Origin of the sequence: Rhodococcus sp. LW-XY12 (assembly GCF_019317345.1) — a bacterium.
In the GTDB taxonomy this organism is placed as follows: domain Bacteria; phylum Actinomycetota; class Actinomycetes; order Mycobacteriales; family Mycobacteriaceae; genus Rhodococcus; species Rhodococcus pyridinivorans.
In genome coordinates this window covers 1,679,934-1,699,609 of record NZ_CP079225.1, presented here as the reverse complement: position 1 = coordinate 1,699,609, position 19,676 = coordinate 1,679,934, and the positions used below count along the sequence as shown (strand labels likewise).

General features: G+C 65.7%; 19 protein-coding genes and 1 rRNA gene. 2 read left to right on the top strand and 18 right to left on the bottom strand.

What is annotated here, in order from left to right:
- Nucleotides 1-147: 147 nt before the first annotated feature.
- A 16S ribosomal RNA gene (locus tag KXC42_RS07955) occupies nt 148-1,669 on the bottom strand.
- 558 nt (nt 1,670-2,227) lie between these two features.
- Nucleotides 2,228-3,508: a UDP-N-acetylglucosamine 1-carboxyvinyltransferase gene (gene murA, locus KXC42_RS07950; RefSeq protein WP_019288974.1), complete on the bottom strand. Its 1,281-nt coding sequence runs from the start codon at nt 3,506-3,508 to the stop codon at nt 2,228-2,230.
- Between the two features lie 58 nt (nt 3,509-3,566).
- Between murA and KXC42_RS07945 the strand changes: the two genes are divergently transcribed.
- Nucleotides 3,567-4,139, top strand: a complete 573-nt coding sequence (locus KXC42_RS07945; protein ID WP_019288973.1) for a cob(I)yrinic acid a,c-diamide adenosyltransferase — start codon at nt 3,567-3,569, stop codon at nt 4,137-4,139.
- A gap of 10 nt (nt 4,140-4,149) precedes the next feature.
- Here KXC42_RS07945 and KXC42_RS07940 read toward each other — a convergent pair whose 3' ends face one another.
- From KXC42_RS07940 to prmC, 13 genes are all read right to left on the bottom strand, one after another.
- A complete protein-coding gene (locus KXC42_RS07940) occupies nt 4,150-4,548 on the bottom strand; it encodes a DUF2550 domain-containing protein (protein WP_371683106.1) in 399 nt (132 codons plus the stop codon).
- Between the two features lie 75 nt (nt 4,549-4,623).
- A complete protein-coding gene (locus tag KXC42_RS07935; RefSeq protein ID WP_006552597.1) occupies nt 4,624-4,992 on the bottom strand; it encodes a F0F1 ATP synthase subunit epsilon in 369 nt (122 codons plus the stop codon).
- 6 nt (nt 4,993-4,998) lie between these two features.
- On the bottom strand, nt 4,999-6,447 hold the full coding sequence (gene atpD, locus KXC42_RS07930) for a F0F1 ATP synthase subunit beta (protein WP_016692470.1): 1,449 nt from the start codon (nt 6,445-6,447) through the stop codon (nt 4,999-5,001).
- Nucleotides 6,448-6,453: 6 nt separating this feature from the next.
- Nucleotides 6,454-7,437, bottom strand: a complete 984-nt coding sequence (locus KXC42_RS07925; protein ID WP_006552595.1) for a F0F1 ATP synthase subunit gamma — start codon at nt 7,435-7,437, stop codon at nt 6,454-6,456.
- A gap of 48 nt (nt 7,438-7,485) precedes the next feature.
- Nucleotides 7,486-9,129 (bottom strand): F0F1 ATP synthase subunit alpha, encoded by a 1,644-nt coding sequence (gene atpA / locus KXC42_RS07920; RefSeq protein WP_006552594.1) that lies wholly within the window; start codon nt 9,127-9,129, stop codon nt 7,486-7,488.
- 60 nt (nt 9,130-9,189) lie between these two features.
- Nucleotides 9,190-10,005 carry a F0F1 ATP synthase subunit delta gene (locus KXC42_RS07915; protein ID WP_024103705.1) on the bottom strand — a complete coding sequence of 272 codons (816 nt, stop codon included), beginning with the start codon at nt 10,003-10,005 and terminating at the stop codon, nt 9,190-9,192.
- Nucleotides 10,006-10,010: 5 nt separating this feature from the next.
- Nucleotides 10,011-10,574: a F0F1 ATP synthase subunit B gene (locus KXC42_RS07910; RefSeq protein WP_006552592.1), complete on the bottom strand. Its 564-nt coding sequence runs from the start codon at nt 10,572-10,574 to the stop codon at nt 10,011-10,013.
- A 13-nt stretch (nt 10,575-10,587) separates the two neighbouring features.
- The gene (locus tag KXC42_RS07905) at nt 10,588-10,836 is read right to left on the bottom strand and encodes an ATP synthase F0 subunit C (RefSeq protein ID WP_006552591.1); all 249 of its coding nucleotides are present in this window, start codon (nt 10,834-10,836) and stop codon (nt 10,588-10,590) included.
- 90 nt (nt 10,837-10,926) lie between these two features.
- Nucleotides 10,927-11,625, bottom strand: a complete 699-nt coding sequence (gene atpB / locus KXC42_RS07900; RefSeq protein ID WP_006552590.1) for a F0F1 ATP synthase subunit A — start codon at nt 11,623-11,625, stop codon at nt 10,927-10,929.
- Nucleotides 11,626-12,034: 409 nt separating this feature from the next.
- On the bottom strand, nt 12,035-12,514 hold the full coding sequence (locus tag KXC42_RS07895; protein ID WP_006552589.1) for a hypothetical protein: 480 nt from the start codon (nt 12,512-12,514) through the stop codon (nt 12,035-12,037).
- An 11-nt stretch (nt 12,515-12,525) separates the two neighbouring features.
- Entirely contained in the window at nt 12,526-13,731 is a 1,206-nt protein-coding gene (locus tag KXC42_RS07890; protein WP_006552588.1) for an MraY family glycosyltransferase, read from the bottom strand.
- 19 nt (nt 13,732-13,750) lie between these two features.
- Nucleotides 13,751-14,413: an L-threonylcarbamoyladenylate synthase gene (locus KXC42_RS07885; RefSeq protein WP_071934696.1), complete on the bottom strand. Its 663-nt coding sequence runs from the start codon at nt 14,411-14,413 to the stop codon at nt 13,751-13,753.
- A gap of 51 nt (nt 14,414-14,464) precedes the next feature.
- Nucleotides 14,465-15,388 (bottom strand): peptide chain release factor N(5)-glutamine methyltransferase, encoded by a 924-nt coding sequence (prmC, locus tag KXC42_RS07880; RefSeq protein ID WP_006552586.1) that lies wholly within the window; start codon nt 15,386-15,388, stop codon nt 14,465-14,467.
- Between the two features lie 114 nt (nt 15,389-15,502).
- Here prmC and KXC42_RS07875 point away from each other — a divergent pair, with 114 nt between their 5' ends.
- A complete protein-coding gene (locus KXC42_RS07875) occupies nt 15,503-15,949 on the top strand; it encodes a hypothetical protein (RefSeq protein WP_033097978.1) in 447 nt (148 codons plus the stop codon).
- A 33-nt stretch (nt 15,950-15,982) separates the two neighbouring features.
- On the opposite strand, the gene prfA is transcribed toward KXC42_RS07875, so the two are convergent.
- The 3 genes from prfA to rho form a co-directional block, all read right to left on the bottom strand.
- The gene (gene prfA, locus KXC42_RS07870) at nt 15,983-17,062 is read right to left on the bottom strand and encodes a peptide chain release factor 1 (RefSeq protein ID WP_060654829.1); all 1,080 of its coding nucleotides are present in this window, start codon (nt 17,060-17,062) and stop codon (nt 15,983-15,985) included.
- 88 nt (nt 17,063-17,150) lie between these two features.
- A complete protein-coding gene (gene rpmE, locus KXC42_RS07865; protein ID WP_006552583.1) occupies nt 17,151-17,384 on the bottom strand; it encodes a 50S ribosomal protein L31 in 234 nt (77 codons plus the stop codon).
- Between the two features lie 122 nt (nt 17,385-17,506).
- Nucleotides 17,507-19,570, bottom strand: coding sequence for a transcription termination factor Rho (gene rho, locus KXC42_RS07860; protein ID WP_071936353.1), 2,064 nt, complete (start codon nt 19,568-19,570; stop codon nt 17,507-17,509).
- Nucleotides 19,571-19,676: the final 106 nt, after the last annotated feature.

Here is a 19,676-nt window from a genome sequence, read left to right as displayed (position 1 = left end):
CGCGACGAGGATCTGTATCCCCGCCATACGCGGTGATGGTTGTCAGCGTTCCACCCATGAGCAACCGTGTCCCACGATCGGGGACAATCGGTCTCTGGCCGCACACCACACCCGACTGTTCGGGGTGTGTGGGCAGATGCTCCTTAGAAAGGAGGTGATCCAGCCGCACCTTCCGGTACGGCTACCTTGTTACGACTTCGTCCCAATCGCCGATCCCACCTTCGACGGCTCCCTCCCACAAGGGGTTAGGCCACCGGCTTCGGGTGTTACCGACTTTCATGACGTGACGGGCGGTGTGTACAAGGCCCGGGAACGTATTCACCGCAGCGTTGCTGATCTGCGATTACTAGCGACTCCGACTTCACGGGGTCGAGTTGCAGACCCCGATCCGAACTGAGACCGGCTTTAAGGGATTCGCTCCACCTCACGGTATCGCAGCCCTCTGTACCGACCATTGTAGCATGTGTGAAGCCCTGGACATAAGGGGCATGATGACTTGACGTCGTCCCCACCTTCCTCCGAGTTGACCCCGGCAGTCTCCTGCGAGTCCCCACCATCACGTGCTGGCAACACAGGACAAGGGTTGCGCTCGTTGCGGGACTTAACCCAACATCTCACGACACGAGCTGACGACAGCCATGCACCACCTGTCTACCGGCCACAAGGGAAACCACATCTCTGCAGTCGTCCGGTACATGTCAAACCCAGGTAAGGTTCTTCGCGTTGCATCGAATTAATCCACATGCTCCGCCGCTTGTGCGGGCCCCCGTCAATTCCTTTGAGTTTTAGCCTTGCGGCCGTACTCCCCAGGCGGGGCGCTTAATGCGTTGGCTACGGCACGGATCCCGTGGAAGGAAACCCACACCTAGCGCCCACCGTTTACGGCGTGGACTACCAGGGTATCTAATCCTGTTCGCTACCCACGCTTTCGCTCCTCAGCGTCAGTTACTGCCCAGAGACCCGCCTTCGCCACCGGTGTTCCTCCTGATATCTGCGCATTTCACCGCTACACCAGGAATTCCAGTCTCCCCTGCAGTACTCGAGTCTGCCCGTATCGCCTGCAAGCCCGCAGTTGAGCTGCGGGATTTCACAGACGACGCGACAAACCGCCTACGAGCTCTTTACGCCCAGTAATTCCGGACAACGCTCGCACCCTACGTATTACCGCGGCTGCTGGCACGTAGTTGGCCGGTGCTTCTTCTCCCACTACCGTCACTTGCGCTTCGTCATGGGTGAAAGAGGTTTACAACCCGAAGGCCGTCATCCCTCACGCGGCGTCGCTGCATCAGGCTTGCGCCCATTGTGCAATATTCCCCACTGCTGCCTCCCGTAGGAGTCTGGGCCGTGTCTCAGTCCCAGTGTGGCCGGTCGCCCTCTCAGGCCGGCTACCCGTCGTCGCCTTGGTAGGCCATTACCCCACCAACAAGCTGATAGGCCGCGGGCTCATCCTGCACCGAAAAACTTTCCACCCCAGAACATGCATCCCGAGGTCATATCCGGTATTAGACCCAGTTTCCCAGGCTTATCCCAGAGTGCAGGGCAGATCACCCACGTGTTACTCACCCGTTCGCCACTAATCCACCCAGCAAGCTGGGCTTCATCGTTCGACTTGCATGTGTTAAGCACGCCGCCAGCGTTCGTCCTGAGCCAGGATCAAACTCTCCGTTGAAGACTCACAATCACCCCGAAGGGGCAATCAGTCAAAGACAAAAGAGTCAAATCACTAGCAAAAAAACTCAAACTAGCTCAAACACTGATCATCCCAGACGGAAGAATGAGACGATCAGCAAATACCCACCCCATCGAAACGATGGAGCGGAGTACCAAAAATATTTGGCACTGACATTCATCGGCACACTGTTGAGTTCTCAAAGAACACGCACACACCATCGCTCCCGAACCTTCCGGTTCGTTCACTCCGGGGTGATTGTCCATCAGGAGGTCTCTTCGACCTCCGGGGCCACCGACCTTACCAGAAGAATCGGGGACTCGTAACCAAGTTCAGGCGCCTTCGTCCAACCTCGTTTTCCCGTTCCTCTCGGCCCGGGTCGGTGTCCGCGTCGCTCTGACCTGGAATAAGTTACGCGAGGATCAACTCCCTGCCAAATCGCCTGGTCAGAGGTGGTAGTCCTCGAGAAAAGCCCAGGTGAATGTCTCCGAGAGGCGCCGACCGGACCGAAATCGCTTCCGGTGACGCCGGACACAGGGCCCGAACAGGGTTTCCTCCCTAGTGAGACAGGAGTCGGCCTTCCTCGACACCCACCCGCTCGATGGTTCCGCCGAGCTCCTGGAGGATCTCGACGAACCGCGGATAACCACGGTCGATGTGGTAGACGTCGTGCACTTCCGTGACCCCGTCCGCACACAGGCCGGCGAGCACCAGACCTGCGCCCGCACGAATGTCCGATGCCCACACGGGAGCACTCGACAACTGCTCCACTCCCCGCACGACCGCGTGGTGGCCGTCGGTGCGGGCGTCCGCTCCGAGACGCACCATCTCCTCGACGAACCGGAACCGTGCTTCGAAGACGTTCTCGGTGATCATCGACGTCCCGTCGGCGATGGCCGCGAGACCGATGGCCATGGGCTGCAGGTCGGTGGGGAATCCCGGATACGGCAGCGTCGCGAAGTTGACGGCACGGGGCCGCTCCTTCTGCACGACGTGGAATCCGTCTGCCAACGGCATGACTTCGGCGCCGGCACTGCGCAACTTGTCCAGCACCAACGCGAGATGCTTCGGATTGACGCCACGGACGGCGATATCGCCCCGCGTCATCACAGCTGCGATCCCCCACGTCGCCGCAACGATCCGGTCGCCGATGCACCGGTGCTCGGTGGGACGGAGGGACGAGACTCCCGAGACCCGCAGCGTCGTACTGCCCGCACCGGTGATCCGTGCCCCCATGCGGACGAGCATGTTGCACAGGTCGACGATCTCGGGTTCGCGGGCCGCGTTGTCGATGGTCGTGTCCCCCTTGGCGAGGACCGCGGCCATGAGGATGTTCTCCGTCGCTCCCACCGAAGGGAACGCCAGACGGATGGTGGCACCGTGCAGATCGTCCGCTTCCGCGACGACGCATCCGTGCTCGATCGACGAATGGGCGCCGAGCAGTCGCAGACCCGCCTGGTGCATGTCGAGCGGACGGGAGCCGATGGCGTCGCCGCCGGGCAGCGCCACGATCGCCTTGCGGCAGCGTGCAACCAGCGGGCCGAGTACGCAGACCGACGCCCGGAACTGCCGCACTGCCGCGAAGTCGGCGCGGTACTCGGGTTCGGCAGGCGTCGTGATGCGTACGGCGTCGCCTTCGAGTTCGACCTCGCAGCCGAGTCCACGCAGGACGTCGGCCATCAGGGGCACGTCGAGGATGTCGGGGCAGTTGGTGATCGTGGTGGTGCCCTCGGCGAGCAGCGCCGCAGCCATCAACTTGAGGACGCTGTTCTTGGCACCCCCGACGACGACGTCGCCGGAAAGGCGGTTCCCACCTGTGACAAGAAAGCGTTCACTCACAACGACACAGCGTAACGGGCGTGTCCGCGGGAAGAGCAGAGCCGGTACCGTGACGCGCATGGCAGTCCACCTGACACGGATCTATACGCGCACCGGAGACGACGGAACAACGGGGCTCAGCGACTTCTCGCGCGTCTCGAAGAACGATCCTCGTCTGGTCGCCTACGCCGATTGCGACGAGACCAACGCGGCGATCGGTGTGGCCCTCGCACTGGGAGCGCTCCCGGAACGGCTCGTCCCGGTACTCCGACAGATTCAGAACGATCTCTTCGATGCCGGCGCGGATCTGTCGACGCCCGTGGTCGAGAACCCGAAGTACCCGCCGCTGCGGATCACCCAGCAGTACATCGACCGGCTCGAGGGCTGGTGCGACGAATTCAACGAGGAGCTGGAACCGCTCAACTCGTTCATTCTTCCCGGCGGCACGCCGGGGGCGGCTCTGTTGCACACCGCCAGGACGGTGGCACGACGTGCGGAACGGTCGGCGTGGGCGGCGGTGGACGCGGCTCCGGACGACACGAACGTCCTGCCCGCGAAGTACCTGAACCGGCTCTCGGATCTGCTGTTCATCCTGGGCCGGATCGCGAACCCGGACGGCGACGTGCTGTGGAAGCCGGGAGCGGGCGCGTGAAGAAGTCCCTCTAGAGGGGGCGGCGGCGCTGCGACCGGCCGTCGGGCCTGGATTCGACCCAGGACATGAAGGCCATCAAAGCGCCGCTGTCGAGCGCGATCTCGTACGAGTCGTCGCGGTCGATCACATCGAGGATCACGATGTCCTCGGTCATGATGTCGAATTCACTGCCTTCCGGCTTCCGTCGCGAACGCACATCGATGCCCTGACGGGTCAGTCGTACGTCGGGTCCGGGCCGAAGGCTCGAAAGCTTGTAGAACGCGAGTGTCTCGTCGCCGTACCGAACGATTCCGTGCCTCCAGCCGGAACCCTCGTTCTGAGGCATCACTCGCAGAATGGCGGCGGTACCCCCGCCGCGCAGGGCAAAGAGGCGGTACAACAAAGCCGCGACGGAGACCGCGAGCAGCACCACAAGGATACTGAGAATCAGAAATCCAGGTGACACTGCTCGTCGGCTCCGTCGCGGCTTCTCGTTGTTCGACGATCAGGCTCGTTCGACAGCCCGCAGGCGGCCGCGGGCCGCTGCGATCTCCGACTCGTCACGATCTGCATCGTTCAGAGTCGACTTGGCTGCCTCGACGTCGATGTCCTCCACGCGGTCGGCGGCTTCGGCGAGCACCGTCACCGTCGTCGCGGTCACCGAGAGGAATCCGCCATGGACGGCCATGACGATCCGCTCACCGTCCGCGGTCCTGACGGACACGACGCCACCCTCGACGAGCTGGCCGAGCACGGGCTCGTGACCGGGCATGATGCCGATCTCGCCCTCGGTGGTCTGGGCGGTGACGAGAGTCGCCGATCCGGACCACACACGCTCCTCGACGGCAACGATGTCCACGCTCATCTCAGCCACGGTGGCCTACTTTCCGGCGATCTTCTTGGCTGCAGCCTCGACGTCGTCGAGTCCACCGCAGCTGTTGAACGCCTGCTCGGGCAGGTGGTCGAACTCGCCCTTGCACACGCGGTCGAAGGCCTCGATGGTGTCGGCGAGCGGCACGACCGAACCCGGCTGACCCGTGAACTTCTCGGCGACGATGAAGTTCTGGCCGAGGAACTTCTGGAGACGACGGGCACGGGCGACCGTGACCTTGTCTTCTTCGGAGAGCTCGTCCATACCGAGGATGGCGATGATGTCCTGCAGTTCCTTGTACTTCTGCAGGATGCGCTTGACCTCGTTGGCCACCCGGAAGTGGTCGGCACCGACGATGCCCGGCTCGAGGATTCGCGAGGTCGACGTCAGCGGGTCCACAGCGGGGTAGATACCCATCTGCGAGATCGGACGCGAGAGCTCGGTGGTCGCATCGAGGTGAGCGAACGTCGTGGCCGGCGCGGGGTCGGTGTAGTCGTCGGCGGGCACGTAGATCGCCTGCAGCGAGGTGATCGAGCGGCCACGCGTCGAGGTGATGCGCTCCTGGAGCTCACCCATCTCGTCCGCGAGCGTGGGCTGGTAACCCACGGCCGACGGCATACGGCCGAGGAGGGTCGAAACCTCCGAGCCGGCCTGCGTGAAGCGGAAGATGTTGTCGATGAACAGGAGCACGTCCTGTCCCTGGACGTCGCGGAAGTACTCCGCCATCGTCAGGGCCGACAGGGCGACGCGCATACGCGTGCCCGGCGGCTCGTCCATCTGGCCGAAGACGAGGGCGGTGTCCTGGAGGACGCCCATCTCTTCCATCTCGAGGTGGAGGTCGGTGCCCTCACGGGTGCGCTCACCGACGCCGGCGAACACCGACGTACCGGAGAACTCACGCGCGATACGGGTGATCATCTCCTGGATCAGAACGGTCTTGCCGACACCGGCACCACCGAACAGACCGATCTTGCCGCCCTTCACGTACGGGGTCAGCAGGTCGATGACCTTGATGCCGGTCTCGAGGATCTCGGTCTTGCCCTCGAGTTGGTCGAAGGCCGGGGGCTTGCGGTGGATGCCCCACTGCTCGCCGTCGCGTCCGGTGCCCGGCGCGTCGAGGCAGTCGCCCAGCGCGTTGAACACGTGGCCCTTGACGACGTCGCCGACGGGAACCGAGATCGGCTTGCCGGTGTCGCTGACGGGGGCGCCACGCACCAGGCCGTCGGTGGGCTGCATCGAGATCGTGCGGACCAGGTTGTCACCCAGGTGCTGCGCGACTTCGAGGGTCAGGGTCTTCGCCACGGACGGCAGAGTGACCTCTGCGTGCAGGGCGTTGAACAGCTCGGGCACGGCGCCACGCGGGAATTCCACGTCGACGACGGCGCCGATGACGCGGACGACGCGCCCGGCAAGGGCCGACGCCGCACCGGCGTTGTTGTCGGTTACTGCTGCGGTCATTGTGGTTCAGTCACTTCCTGCACTCGAGGCGAGCGCACCGGCACCGCCGACGATCTCGCTGATTTCCTGGGTGATCTGGGCCTGCCGGGCCTGGTTCGCCTGACGGCTGAGGGTGTTCACCAATTCCGTGGCATTGTCCGTCGCGGCCTTCATGGCGGTACGACGGGCTGCCGACTCGGAGGCCGCCGCGTCCAGCAGCGACGCGTAGATGCGCGTGCTGATGTACTTCGGCAGGAGAGCCTCGAGCAGAACTCCGGCTTCCGGCTCGAAGTTGTACACGGCCTGCGGTCCCTCGTTGTCCGTGGCGCGGCGTCCGTCGGTGAGCATGTCCTCGCCGAGGTCGATCTCGTCCTCGGTGATGCTCACTTCGAGCGGAGCCATTCTGCGAACCTGGGGGGTCTGGGTCAGCATCGACACGAAGCGGGTGTAGACGATGTGCAGTTCGTCGACGCCCTCGATGGTGCCCTCGCCGTTCGGTGCGGGCACCTCGGTGCCCGAACCCGCCATGAACAGCTCGACCAGGTGACGGCTCGCCTTCGCGGCGTCCGTGTAACGGGGGTCCTGCGAGAAGCCCGTCCAGGCAGCGGCCACTTCACGCTCACGGAACGTGTAGTAGCCGAGGCCCTTACCGCCCATCACGTACAGCACAGGCTCCTTGCCCTCGCTGAGGAGCAGCTGACGCAGCTCCTCGGCTTCCTTGAGGACGTTGGAGTTGTAACCGCCGGCCATACCGCGGTCGCTGGTCACTACCAGCACTGCGGCACGCTTGGGGTTCTCGCGCTCGTTGAGCAGGGGGTGATCCAACGAGGCCGACGCACTCGCCAGCTCGGAGAGCACCTTGGTGATCTCCTCGGCGTACGGCTTGGACGCTGCCACTCGGGCCTGGGCCTTCGTGATACGCGACGTCGCGATCAGTTCCTGCGCCTTGGTGATCTTCTTGGTCGAGTTGACCGACTTGATCCGCGAGCGCAGTTCGCGCAAGTTCGCCATTCGTCGATCACACTCCCTTCACTGGACGCTGGGTCATGGACTCCCCGCTCACTTGCGAACGGTGGTGCGCTTGACGGAGACCTGCTCCTGCTGGATCTCGTCGGCACCGAGGGCCTCGGCCTCTGCCTCGTTCACGACACGGCTGCCGTCGGAGGCGATGAAGCCCTCCTTGAACTTGGCGGTCGCGGCGCGGAGGGCCTCGATCGACTCGTCGGACAGGGCCTTGCCACCGGCGATCTGCTCGTAGACGCCTGCGGCGTTGCGGTGCAGATCCTCGAGGAGCTCGGTCTCGAAGCGACGCACGTCCTCGACCGGAACCGAGTCGAAGACACCTTCGCCGGCGAGGTAGATCGACACGATCTGGTCCTCGACTGCGATGGGCGCGTACTGGTCCTGCTTGAGGAGCTCGACGAGACGCTGACCGCGCTCGAGCTGAGCCTTCGACGCGGCGTCGAGGTCGGAGGCGAAGGCGGCGAAGCCTTCGAGCTCACGGAACTGCGCGAGCTCGAGACGCAGCGAACCGGAGACCTTCTTCATGCCCTTGGTCTGGGCGGCGCCACCGACTCGGGAAACCGAGATACCGACGTTGATGGCGGGGCGGACACCCTTGTTGAACAGGTCGGACTCGAGGAAGACCTGGCCGTCGGTGATGGAGATGACGTTGGTCGGGATGTAGGCCGACACGTCGTTCGCCTTGGTCTCGATGATCGGCAGGGCCGTCAGCGAGCCGCCACCGAGCTCGTCGGAGAGCTTGGCGGAGCGCTCCAGCAGACGCGAGTGCAGGTAGAAGACGTCGCCGGGGTATGCCTCGCGGCCCGGCGGACGACGCAGCAGCAGCGAGATGGCGCGGTAGGCCTCGGCCTGCTTGGTCAGGTCGTCGAACACGATGAGGACGTGCTTGCCCTGGTACATCCAGTGCTGGCCGAGGGCCGAACCGGTGTAGGGGGCGAGCCACTTGAAGCCGGCGGAGTCGGAGGCCGGAGCCGCGACGATGGTGGTGTACTCCATCGCGCCGTTCTCCTCGAGTGCCTGCTTGACACCCGCGATGGTCGAGCCCTTCTGGCCGATCGCGACGTAGATGCAGCGGACCTGCTGTTTCGGGTCGCCGGTCTCCCAGTTCGCCTTCTGATTCAGGATCGCGTCGATGCAGACGGCGGTCTTGCCCGTCTTGCGGTCGCCGATCACGAGCTGACGCTGGCCACGGCCGATCGGGGTCATCGCGTCGATGGCCTTGATGCCGGTCTGCAGCGGCTCCTCGACCGGCTGGCGCTCCAGCACGGTCGCGGCCTGCAGCTCGAGGGCGCGGGTCTCATCGGCTTCGATGTCGCCGAGGCCGTCGATCGGCTGACCGAGCGGGTTCACGACGCGACCGAGGAAGTTGTCGCTCACCGGCACCGACAGAACGTCGCCGGTCCGCTTGACTTCCTGGCCTTCCTCGATGGTCTGGAAGTCGCCCAGGATAACGGCACCGATCTCGGTGGCCTCGAGGTTGAGGGCCACGCCGAGGACGCCACCGGGGAACTCCAGCAGCTCGTTGGCCATCGCCGACGGCAGACCGCTGATGTGCGCGATGCCGTCACTGGTGTCGACGACCACGCCGACCTCCTCGCGGGAGGCCTCCGGGGAGTAGCTCGCGGTGTAATTGTCAATCGCGCTACGGATCTCGTCGGAGGAGATCGTCAGCTCCGCCATGTTCTTCCTGCTCTCGGTATCTGGTCTTCGAAAAGATCTATGTGTGTGTTCGGTAGTGGACTACGTGAGGCTCTTGCGCACTGCAGCGAGTCGACCCGCGGCACTACCGTCGATGACCTCGTCGCCCACCCGGACGACCAATCCACTGAGAAGCTCGGGATCGACCTCGACGTGAACCGTCACAGGCTTCCCGTAGATGCGGGTCAGGGTCGCGGTGAGCCGCTCCTCCTGCTTCGCATCGAGCGGTGCCGCGCTGCGGACGTGCGCGACGGCACGGTCCCGCTGGGCCGCGGCGAGCGCCGACAACTCGTCGAACGTCTCGGCCGGCGACTTGCTCAGCCGACCGACCGCGTGGACCGCCAGCGCCTCGGTGACTGCGGTGACCTTGCCGTACAGCAGGCGCGTCAGCAGATCACGCTTGGCCGAAGCCGGGGTGCTGCGATCCGAGAGCGTCTGCTCGAGCTCCGGGTCGCCTGCCACGATGCGACCGAGTCGGAACAGTTCGTCCTCGACGGTGTCGAGCTGGTCCTGGTCCGCTGCGGCCTTCAGCAGTGCCTCACGGCCGAGCTGGACGAGCGAGTCGGTCAGGTCGGACTGTGCCGACCAGTCCTGCCCCGCTGCGGCCTTGACGGTCGCGAGGGTCTGGGCCGAAACCTTGCCGCCGAAGACCTGCTCGGCCAGCCGCTCGCGAACGGCAGCCGGGGCCGAGGCGTCGGCCAGCGCGGTCCGGAGGGCGCGCTGGCTGTCGAGCGCCTCGACCACCGAGAAGAGTTCGGAACCGGCCTGAGCCGCAGCGGCAGTCGCGGCACCCGAGCCCAGGGCGGACTGCAACGCGGAACGCGTATGAGCGAGTGCCTCACGGCTTGCTGCGTACATGGTGCTCACTTTCCGGATGCAGAGTCAGCGCTGAGGGAGTCGAGTTCGTCGAGGAACCGATCGATCGAGCCGGCACGCTTCACGTCGTCCGCGAGCGCTTCGCCGAGGATCTTCTCGGCGAGATCCACGGAGCTGCGTCCGAGATCGCTACGCAGCTCGGCCACGATCTGCTGGCGCTGGGCCTGCAGCTGGTTGTGACCGGCGGCGACGATACGGTCGCTCTCCTCTTGGGCCTGCGCCTTCATGTCGGCGATGATCTGCTGGCCCTGTGCACGGGCCTCTTCACGGATCTGCGCCGCCTCGGTGCGAGCCTCGGCGAGCTGGCTACGGTACTGCTCGAGCGCGGCCGCAGCCTCCGCCTGAGCTTCCTCTGCCTTCTTGATGCCGCCTTCGATCAGCTCCGAACGCTCGTCGAGCACCTTCTGGAACATCGGAAGCACGAACTTCCAGAAGACGAATCCGACGAGGATCAGGGCGACCAGCGACCAGACGATGTCGTATGTCGCGGGGAGAAGGGGATTGGGAGTCTCCCCTTCCTCTGCCGCGAGGATCAGGATGCTGTCAGCCATTGTGATCGTCGGATCAGAAGATGAAGCCGGCGACGATGCCGATCAGCGCGAGGGCCTCGGTGAAGGCGATACCGAGGAACATCGTGGTGCGCAGCTGGCCTGCCATCTCGGGCTGACGAGCCATGCCCTCGATCGCCTTGCCGACGACGATGCCGATGCCGATGCCGGGGCCGATGGCGGCGAGGCCGTAGCCGATGGCGCCTGCACCCGAGATCGTGGTCTCCTGGGCGAGGACGTCTGCTGCCTGAAGCGCAACGCTCATTGGTGTTCCATTCCCTTTCTTGTGGCTCGGCCCCGGGAGTCGGCAACCGAGTCAGTCTTTGTGTAGATGTGGGTCGTGCCGTTCGTCGAGCTAGTGCTCTTCGGCGTGCAGGGCCAAGTCGATGTACACCGCGGTGAGCAGCGCGAAGATGTAGGCCTGCAGGACGATCACCAGGAGCTCGAAGAAGGTGAACGCGATTCCGCCGATGAGAGAACCGATGCCGAACACCTTCATGAAGCCGTCGGAATCGAAGAAGAAGAACTGCGTGGCACTGAAGAACAGCACGAGCATGATGTGACCGGCCAGCATGTTGGCCATGAGACGAATGGTCAGCGTGAACGGCCGCAGAATGAACGTCGAGACGAACTCGATCGGGATCACCAGCACGTGGAGAGCGGGCGGCAGGTTCGGGATGACGATGCTGCTCTTGACGTAGCGGAAGAATCCGTACTTCTTGATGCCCACATAGTTGAAGACGATGTAGGCGAGTGCCGCGAGCACGATCGGCATACCGATTCGTGCGTTGGACGAGATGTTGAGGAACGGGATGACCGATGTCAGGTTCAGACCGACCACCAGGAAGAAGATGGTGACGATCACCGGGAGGAACCGGCGTCCCTGTTCCTTACCGAGGATGTCCTCGGCGATGTGGATCCGGACGAAGTCGAGCATGATCTCGGCGACGTTCTGCACGCCCCGCGGCACGATCTTCGGACTCCGCAACGCGAAGAAGAAGAACAGCGCGACGATCAGGGCGACGGCGACGCGGATGAGCATCAACCGGTCCATCTCGAAGGGGGTTCCTTCGAACAGGACTGCCGGTGGGAAAAAATCAGCTAGTGACGGCGCGTGGAATTCTCCGGCTGCCAAGGTGGTGACGCTCAGCGCTCTCTCCCGTAGTCGGCCGCAGGCATGCCGTCTGCGGTTCGATCGGACATTGACGATCCAGAAGTCGACCAGGTCGGCTCGCGTATTCGCCAGTGGTCCGAACCGCGTGAACGGTCCCGCTTCCTGCCGGTGTCGGCGACTCTCGTCGACTCGGCGGCCATTTGAACACGACCGCCTACGAAGTCACAACTGCGCACCCTCTTCGAACCCGATGCGGGCAGCGTCACTCTCGTAGAACTCACCCTACCAACTGCTCTACGACAGTGCGTAGGTGGGTTCCTACGTGGGGGGTTATGGACAAGCGGTGCTACTACCGATCGTCGTTGTCGGATCCGGACGACGCCTGGGGATCGACGTACAGGGCACGTTGCGAGAGCACCCCGTAGGTCTCGGCTCCCAGAACGATGACCAGGGCGAACACGATGGTGAGGACGAGCGCGTTGCGGTTGTAGAAGTCGAGCGAGTCGAGCGAGCCCATCACGACGATGGCGAGGATCAGCTTCAGCAGCCAGGTGCCGAGAAGTACGGCTCCGGCGGTCATCGCCGGCATCTTCGACGTCAGGAGAACGCCGAGTGCGGTGAAGAGGATGAACCCTCCGCCGACGGCCGCTCCGATGAGTGCACCCCACAGACCGGGCATCCCGGCGACGAGCACCGAGATCACCGACGCCACGACGGCGAGCGCGAGAAGACCGAGGGCGCCGTACCGCACGGCCGCGCGCATCGGCGCGATCGGGTCGGGCAGCGAGGGCAGGCCGTGGTCGGGTTCGGGATGATCCGGGTTCGTCACGATATCCGAGCCTAACCGACCTCTCGGGAGTGCTCCGGCGGCGTCTCCCCCGACTCGTCGTGCCGCCGCAGCGACGGCACAGCGGTCACGACGAGGGCGAACACGAGACCGCCCGCGAGGATCAACACCACGGCCCGCCGGTCGAGCAGCGAGGAACCGACAGCCCCGAAGGCCAGGATTCCGACCCACAGGTAGAGCAGCAGCACCACGCGACGGTGCGAGTGCCCGATCTGCAGCAGGCGGTGGTGGAGGTGCATCTTGTCGGGGCTGAAGGGGCTGACGCCGGCCCGGGTGCGCCGCACGATCGCGAGGAGCAGGTCGAGGATCGGGATGAACATCACGGCACCGACCAGGATCAGCGGCGAGAGCAGACCGAGCAGGTCGCGCGAACCGTAGGCGCTGAGCGGGATGAGGCCCGAGGCGCTTGTGGAGATTGCGGCGAGCATGAGACCGATGAGCATGGACCCGGAGTCGCCCATGAAGATCTTGGCGGGCTGGAAGTTGTGCGGCAGGAAGCCGAGGCAGGCGCCGGCGAGGGCCGCGGCCATGAGGGCCGGCGGGTAGGCGGAGACGTCGCCGCCCTGATCGAGCAGCAGACCCACGGAGAACGCGCAGATCGCGAGTGCGGCGATGAGCCCCAGTCCGGCCGCGAGTCCGTCGAGCCCGTCGACGAAGTTCATCGCGTTGATCGTCACCGCGGCGACGGCGACGGTGATGAGACCGCCCTGGAGCTGGTCGAGTACGAGTGTCGAGGCACTGAACGGGTCGTAGATGACGATCCAGCTCACGCCCATGATCACGAGCACGCCGGCCGCGGTGACCTGGCCGACGAACTTGGTGAGCGCGTCGAGTCCCCACCGGTCGTCGACGATGCCGACGACGACGATGATCGAGGCCGCGGCGAGCGCCGCCCCCATATCCGGGGTGAATTCGAAACCCCTTGTCAGAGCAGGCAATTGCTGAGCGAAGACGATTCCCGCGACGAGGCCGATGTACATGCCGACCCCACCCATCCGCGGGGTCGGGGTCACGTGCACGTCGCGGTCGCGAGGAACGGCGACCGCTCCGAACTTCAGCGCGAGGATCCGCACCACACCGGTCGCGAGGAAGGTCACCACCGCGGCGGTGAGCAGGACGAGGAGAAGCTCCCGGATGGGAACGCCGGCGCCGCGCCCGGCCTGGGCGAGCAGTACGGCGGTGGTGTCGGCTGCAGTCACGTGCTCCGTTCCTCCGCCGCTACTCCCCGCCGGACCGAAGGCGCTCGGGATCGTCACCGAGCACCTCCGCGAGTGCTTCGGCCGTCACCGCACCCTCGCGCAGGATGCGTGGGCGGTCGCCCGTGAGGTCGACGATCGTCGATGCGACCCCGTGGTCTGCCGGGCCACCGTCGAGATAGACACTCGCCGATGCTCCGAGTTGCTCGCGCGCCTCGGTGACGTTCGTGGCGGGGGGCCGACCGGAGACGTTGGCGCTGGAGACCGCGAGCGGACCGACCTCGCGCAGCAGTTCCAGGATGACGGGGTGCAGCGGCATGCGGAGCATGACGGTGCCGCGGGTGTCGCCGAGATCCCAGGCCAGGGACGGTGCCTGGTGCACCACGAGGCTGAGTCCGCCCGGCCAGAACGCGCGGATCAACTCCCGCGCCTCGGGACGCACCGAGGCGACGAGACCGTCGATGGTCGTCCAGGAGCCGACGAGGACCGGCACCGGCATGTCGCGGCCGCGCCCCTTCGCGCGCAGGAGCGCCGTTACGGCGTCGGAGTCGAAGGCGTCGGCAGCGATGCCGTACACCGTGTCGGTGGGTACGACGACGAGTCGTCCGGCCTTGAGTGCGCCGCGCGCCGCGTTGAGTCCGGCGGCGCGCGAAGCTTCGTTGTTGCAGTCGTACACGGTGCTCACGCGCTCATCCTTCCACTTCGGCCCCAATCGGCACCGGACGGGTCCTGCCCGTCAGCCGTCCGCCGCAGACCGTACCGACTTCATGCGGTCGGCCTCCACCGCCGTAGGAACACGGTGCGCGGTCACGAAGCGGGCCTTCCCGGCGAGGTCGGGGTGCCGCACGACGTCGCCGAACACCCGACGCTGCTCGAACAGTTCGGCGACCAGCAGGCTGTGCGTGTCGTCGTGCTCGACCGCTGCCGCTCCCCCGATCCGCAGCCACCGCGCAATGTTGGAAACCATGGGCCGGATGACGGACAGTCCGTCCGCTCCCCCGAAGAGCGCCGAGTGCGGATCGTGTTCGACCACCTCGGGTTCGAGGTCGGCTCCTTCCGGGATGTAGGGCGGGTTGGCGACCACCAGGTCGACACTGCCTTCGAGGTTGGTGAGCAGCATGCGGTCGGTGACATCGCCCTGGTACAGCCGGATCGGGGTGTCCCCTTCCTCCGCGCGGGTCTCGGCGTTCCGACGCGCCCAGGCGAGGGCCTTCGCTTCGAGTTCGACGGCGTGGACCTCGGCGTCGGGACGCGCATGCGCGATCGCCAGCGCCAGCGCGCCGGATCCGGTGCACAGGTCGAGGACGACCGGGTTGCGGCTGCCGTGGCGTTCGAGGAAGGCCAGCGCCCACCCGAGCAGCAGTTCCGTCTCGGGTCGCGGGACGAACACCCCCGGCCCCACTGCCAGGTCGATCTCCCCCATCGGCGAGGTGCCGGTGATGTACTGCAGAGGAATCCGCTTCGCCCGTTGTTCGACCATCGAGCGGTAGGCGTCGATGGTCGTCGCCTCGACGAGCGGGACCAGACCGAGTCGCCCGCGCTCGATGCCGAGCAGGTGCGCTGCGAGAAGTTCGGCGTCGACCCGGGGACTCGGGACTCCGGCTTCCTCGAGGACCGATGCCGCTTCGATGATGGCCAGGCGCAGAGGTTGACGACTCACGCGTCCAGGGTGCCACGTGGTCACGAAGCCGATACGAATAGGTCAAGAACGTCCCAACAACTGCCACATGCCCATAGCGTCCGAAGGGTTCGGGGACCAACGAAAGGAGTGCTTATGACGAAGACATCACGTGCCCTGCGCGCAGCTGCTGTGGTCGCGATGGGTGGAGCGGCCGCCTTCGCCGGGGCCGGAACCGCCACTGCCGCGCCGATCGATATTCAGCCGACTCCATTGCTGTGCCCGGCCGGAATCGCGGAAACACAGTCGTTGACATATACCGAGAACAAGGCAGTCGAAGGGGACGAACTCTTCTACGCGATCAACCAGAAAAGTGTCGGCGGTGCCACGGTCTCGTGGATCAACGTCAACACCGGGGCGACCGGAAATGCGACGCTGGAATCGAACCCGGCAGTGTTCGGCGTGCCCACCGCTCTGACCGAACCCGAAGCTGGAACTGTGCTGTCTGCGATCTGGGGCATGCACGAGAACGAAGCGGGAGAGCAGTGCTTCCTGCTCCCGGGTATCGACATCGCCCAGGTGCCCGGCGAAACCGACGACTGAGCTGATTCCCCGGACGTAGCCCGGTTCGTGGCGTTACTCCGCCGCGAGCCGGGCTTCTCTGTCCGCAGCGCCCAGGGCGTCGAGCAGCGCGTCGAGTTCGCCGTCGAGCACCGCGTCGAGGTTGTGGGACTTGAAACCGATGCGGTGATCGGTGATCCGGTTCTCGGGGAAGTTGTAGGTGCGGATGCGCTCCGAGCGGTCGACGGTCCGGACCTGGCTGGCGCGACCCGCCGACGCCTCGGCCTCGGCCGCCTCTTCGGCCGCCGCCTGCAGGCGCGCCGCGAGGACCTGCATCGCGCGGGCCTTGTTCTGCAGCTGCGAGCGTTCGTTCTGGCAGGTCACCACGATGCCGGTGGGAAGGTGCGTGATGCGCACGGCAGAGTCGGTGGTGTTGACACCCTGACCGCCCTTGCCGGACGACCGGTAGACGTCGATGCGCAGGTCGCTCTCGTCGATCTGCACCTGCTCGACCTCGTCGGGCTCGGGGTAGACGAAGACGCCGGCCGCGGAGGTGTGCACGCGTCCCTGCGACTCGGTGACGGGCACACGCTGGACGCGATGCACGCCGCCCTCGAACTTCAGACGGGACCACACGCCGTCGCGCACGTCGGTCCGCGACTTGATCGACAGCGTGACGTCCTTGTAGCCACCGAGATCGGAGTAGGTGGCACCGAGGACCTCGACGCGCCAACCGGCACGTTCGGCGTAGCGCGTGTACATCCGGGTGAGATCGCCGGCGAACAGGGCGGACTCCTCGCCGCCCTCACCGGACTTGACCTCGAGGACCACGTCGTCGCCGTCGTGCGGGTCGCGCGGGGCGAGCAGGTCGGTGAGCGAGCGGTCGAGCTCGGCGACCTGCGCCTCGAGGTCGTCGACCTCGGACGCGAACGACGAATCGTCGGCGGCGAGTTCGCGCGCCGCCTCGAGATCCTCGCGGGCCTGCTTCAGAGCGTTGTAGGTCGACATCACGGGGGCGAGTTCGGCGAACCGCTTACCCACCCGACGCGCTGCCGCAGGATCGTCGTGCAGCGACGGGTCGGACAGCTGCTGCTCCAGACCCGCGTGTTCGGCCAGGATGTCGTCGATGGCCGACGGCTTGGTCTGCCCCGCCATGAGTGTGCTCCGCTCTGATTTCGATCCTTGCAATGAAAAAGCCGACGCCCGGCCTGCACGAGGGCAGTACCGGGCGTCGGCGTGACAGCTAGCTGTCGGAAGCGGCCTTCTTCGGCGCACGCTTGCCGTAGCGAGCCTCGAAGCGCGCGACGCGTCCACCGGTGTCGAGGATCTTCTGCTTGCCGGTGTAGAACGGGTGGCAGTTGGAGCAGACTTCGACGTTGATACGTCCCGACTCCTTGGTGCTGCGCGTCTCGAACGTGTTACCGCAACCGCAGACGACGGTCGTCGTCACGTAGTTGGGGTGGATTCCTGCCTTCATGGTGTCCCTTTCATGGCCGCCGGGTCGCCTTCGCGGGTCGAAGACGTGAACCGGAGCCGGACTGAGCCTGTCGATTATGCCAAACGTAGGGCCCCGGGAAGAAATTCCCCGGGGCGCCGACGTCAGTCGTCGAGTGCCCCCGGTGCGGTCTTCGCCACATTCATGAGGAACTCGATGTTCGTCTTGGACTTCTTGAGCCGGTCGATGAGCAGATCGATCGCCTGGTGCGAATCGAGGCCCGAAAGCACGCGGCGGAGCTTGTGCACCACGGCGAACTCGTCGGGGCTCATGAGCAGTTCGTCCTTGCGCGTACCGGAGGGGTTGACGTCGACCGCCGGGAACACGCGCCGCTCGGCGATCTTCCGGTCGAGCTTGAGCTCGGCGTTACCCGTGCCCTTGAACTCCTCGAAGATCACGGTGTCGCCGGTGGAACCGGTCTCGACCATCGCGGTGGCGATGATCGTGAGCGATCCGCCGTTCTCGATGTTGCGGGCAGCACCGAGGAAACGCTTCGGCGGGTACAGCGCGGTCGAGTCGACACCACCGGAGAGGATGCGTCCGGATGCCGGCGACGAGTTGTTGTACGCGCGGCCGAGACGGGTGATGGAGTCGAGAAGCACCACGACGTCCTGGCCCATCTCCACGAGACGCTTCGCACGCTCGATGGCGAGCTCGGCGACCGAGGTGTGATCCGACGGCGGCCGGTCGAAGGTCGAGGCGATGACCTCGCCCTTCACCGAACGCTGCATGTCGGTGACCTCTTCGGGACGCTCGTCGACGAGCACGACCATCAGGTAGCACTCGGGGTTGTTGACGGCGATCGCGTTGGCGATGTCCTGGAGGACGGTGGTCTTACCGGCCTTCGGCGGCGACACGATGAGTGCGCGCTGACCCTTACCGATCGGCATGACCAGGTCGATCACGCGCGTGGTGAGGATGTTCGGCTGGGTCTCGAGGCGCAGTCGCTGGTTGGGGTACAGCGGCGTGAGCTTGTTGAACTCGGGGCGGCGCTTGGCCGAGTCGACCTCGCGGCCGTTGACGGTGTCGAGGCGGACCAGCGGGTTGAACTTCTGACGCTGGTTGCCCTGCTCACCCTCGCGGGGAACCCGCACGGCGCCGGTGATGGCGTCGCCGCGGCGCAGGCCGTTCTTGCGCACCATGTTCATCGACACATACACGTCGTTCGGGCCGGCGAGGTAGCCGGAGGTGCGGACGAACGCGTAGTTGTCGAGGACGTCGAGGATGCCGGCGACCGGCTGCAGGACGTCGTCCTCGCGGATCTCGGGCTCGCGCGAGTCCGAACCGCTCTCGCCACGGTCGCGTCCACGACGACGCTCACGGAAGCGACGACCCCGGCGACCGCGGCCGCCTTCCTCGTCGTCTCCCCCACGGTTGTCCTGGCCCTGGCGCGGACCCTGGTTACCGCCGTCGCGATCGCTGGCGTCCTGGTTGCGATCACCCTGGTTGCGGTCGCCCTGGTTGCGATCACCCTGGTTGCGGTCGCGGCGCGAGGAGCCGTCGCCGGAGTTACGGTCCTGGCCACGCTCGCGCTGCGAGTCGCGATCCTGGCTCTTCTCGCGCTGCGAGTCGCGATCCTGACGGCCGTCCTCGGACGCGTCGGCGCCCTCGGCCTGCTGGTTCTGGTCGGCGTTGTCGCCACCGCGGCGTCCGCGACGGCCACGGCCGCGACGGTTACCGTCGGATTCGTTGTCGCCGCTGGGGGTCTGGCCGCCCTGCGGCTTCTCCTGCGAGCCCTCGTCGCCGGACTTCACGTCGGCCTTCTGTTCGGCCGGCTCGGCGTCGGCCTTCTGCTCGGGTGCGGCGGTCTCGTCGGCGGCGGCACGGCCACGGCGACCGCGGGTGCCACGCGAGGGCGCTCCCTCGGGCTTGTCGGCCGTCTCGGTCTTCGCTGCTGCTTCGGTCTTCTCGGGGGCAGCGGTCTTCTCGGCTGCAGGCTGCTCGGCAGGTGCGGCGCCGCCGCCTCCCTGCTTCTCCTTGATCGCAGCGATGAGATCACCCTTGCGCATCCCGGAGGTGCCCTTGATTCCGAGCTCGGCGGCAAGAGTCCGCAACTCGGCAAGCACCATGCCCGAAAGGCCTGCTCCGCGGCGACCGCGCGTGGTCGTCCGGCTACCGGCCTCGGGAATGTCGAGAGCAGGTGTAGTGATCAGGTCCGTATCTGTCACGGAGATCCTTCCTTCCCTCGCTCGCTCCATGCGCAGCAGAGGGTTCGTCCCGCAGATCAGTTCGTCCACTGAGCTGGGATTTGCCGTACGAGTTCAGGGAAAACGA

Coding starts and splice junctions, on each gene's coding strand:
- atpB (WP_006552590.1), bottom strand. CDS start 11,625: ATGGACCGGTTGATGCTCATCCGCGTCGCCGTCGCCCTGATCGTCGCG.
- rpmE (WP_006552583.1), bottom strand. CDS start 17,384: ATGAAGGCAGGAATCCACCCCAACTACGTGACGACGACCGTCGTCTGC.
- atpA (WP_006552594.1), bottom strand. CDS start 9,129: ATGGCGGAGCTGACGATCTCCTCCGACGAGATCCGTAGCGCGATTGAC.
- KXC42_RS07905 (WP_006552591.1), bottom strand. CDS start 10,836: ATGAGCGTTGCGCTTCAGGCAGCAGACGTCCTCGCCCAGGAGACCACG.
- KXC42_RS07915 (WP_024103705.1), bottom strand. CDS start 10,005: ATGTACGCAGCAAGCCGTGAGGCACTCGCTCATACGCGTTCCGCGTTG.
- atpD (WP_016692470.1), bottom strand. CDS start 6,447: ATGACCGCAGCAGTAACCGACAACAACGCCGGTGCGGCGTCGGCCCTT.
- prfA (WP_060654829.1), bottom strand. CDS start 17,062: ATGGCGGGGCAGACCAAGCCGTCGGCCATCGACGACATCCTGGCCGAA.
- KXC42_RS07945 (WP_019288973.1), top strand. CDS start 3,567: ATGGCAGTCCACCTGACACGGATCTATACGCGCACCGGAGACGACGGA.
- KXC42_RS07875 (WP_033097978.1), top strand. CDS start 15,503: ATGACGAAGACATCACGTGCCCTGCGCGCAGCTGCTGTGGTCGCGATG.
- KXC42_RS07925 (WP_006552595.1), bottom strand. CDS start 7,437: ATGGCGAACTTGCGCGAACTGCGCTCGCGGATCAAGTCGGTCAACTCG.
- KXC42_RS07910 (WP_006552592.1), bottom strand. CDS start 10,574: ATGGCTGACAGCATCCTGATCCTCGCGGCAGAGGAAGGGGAGACTCCC.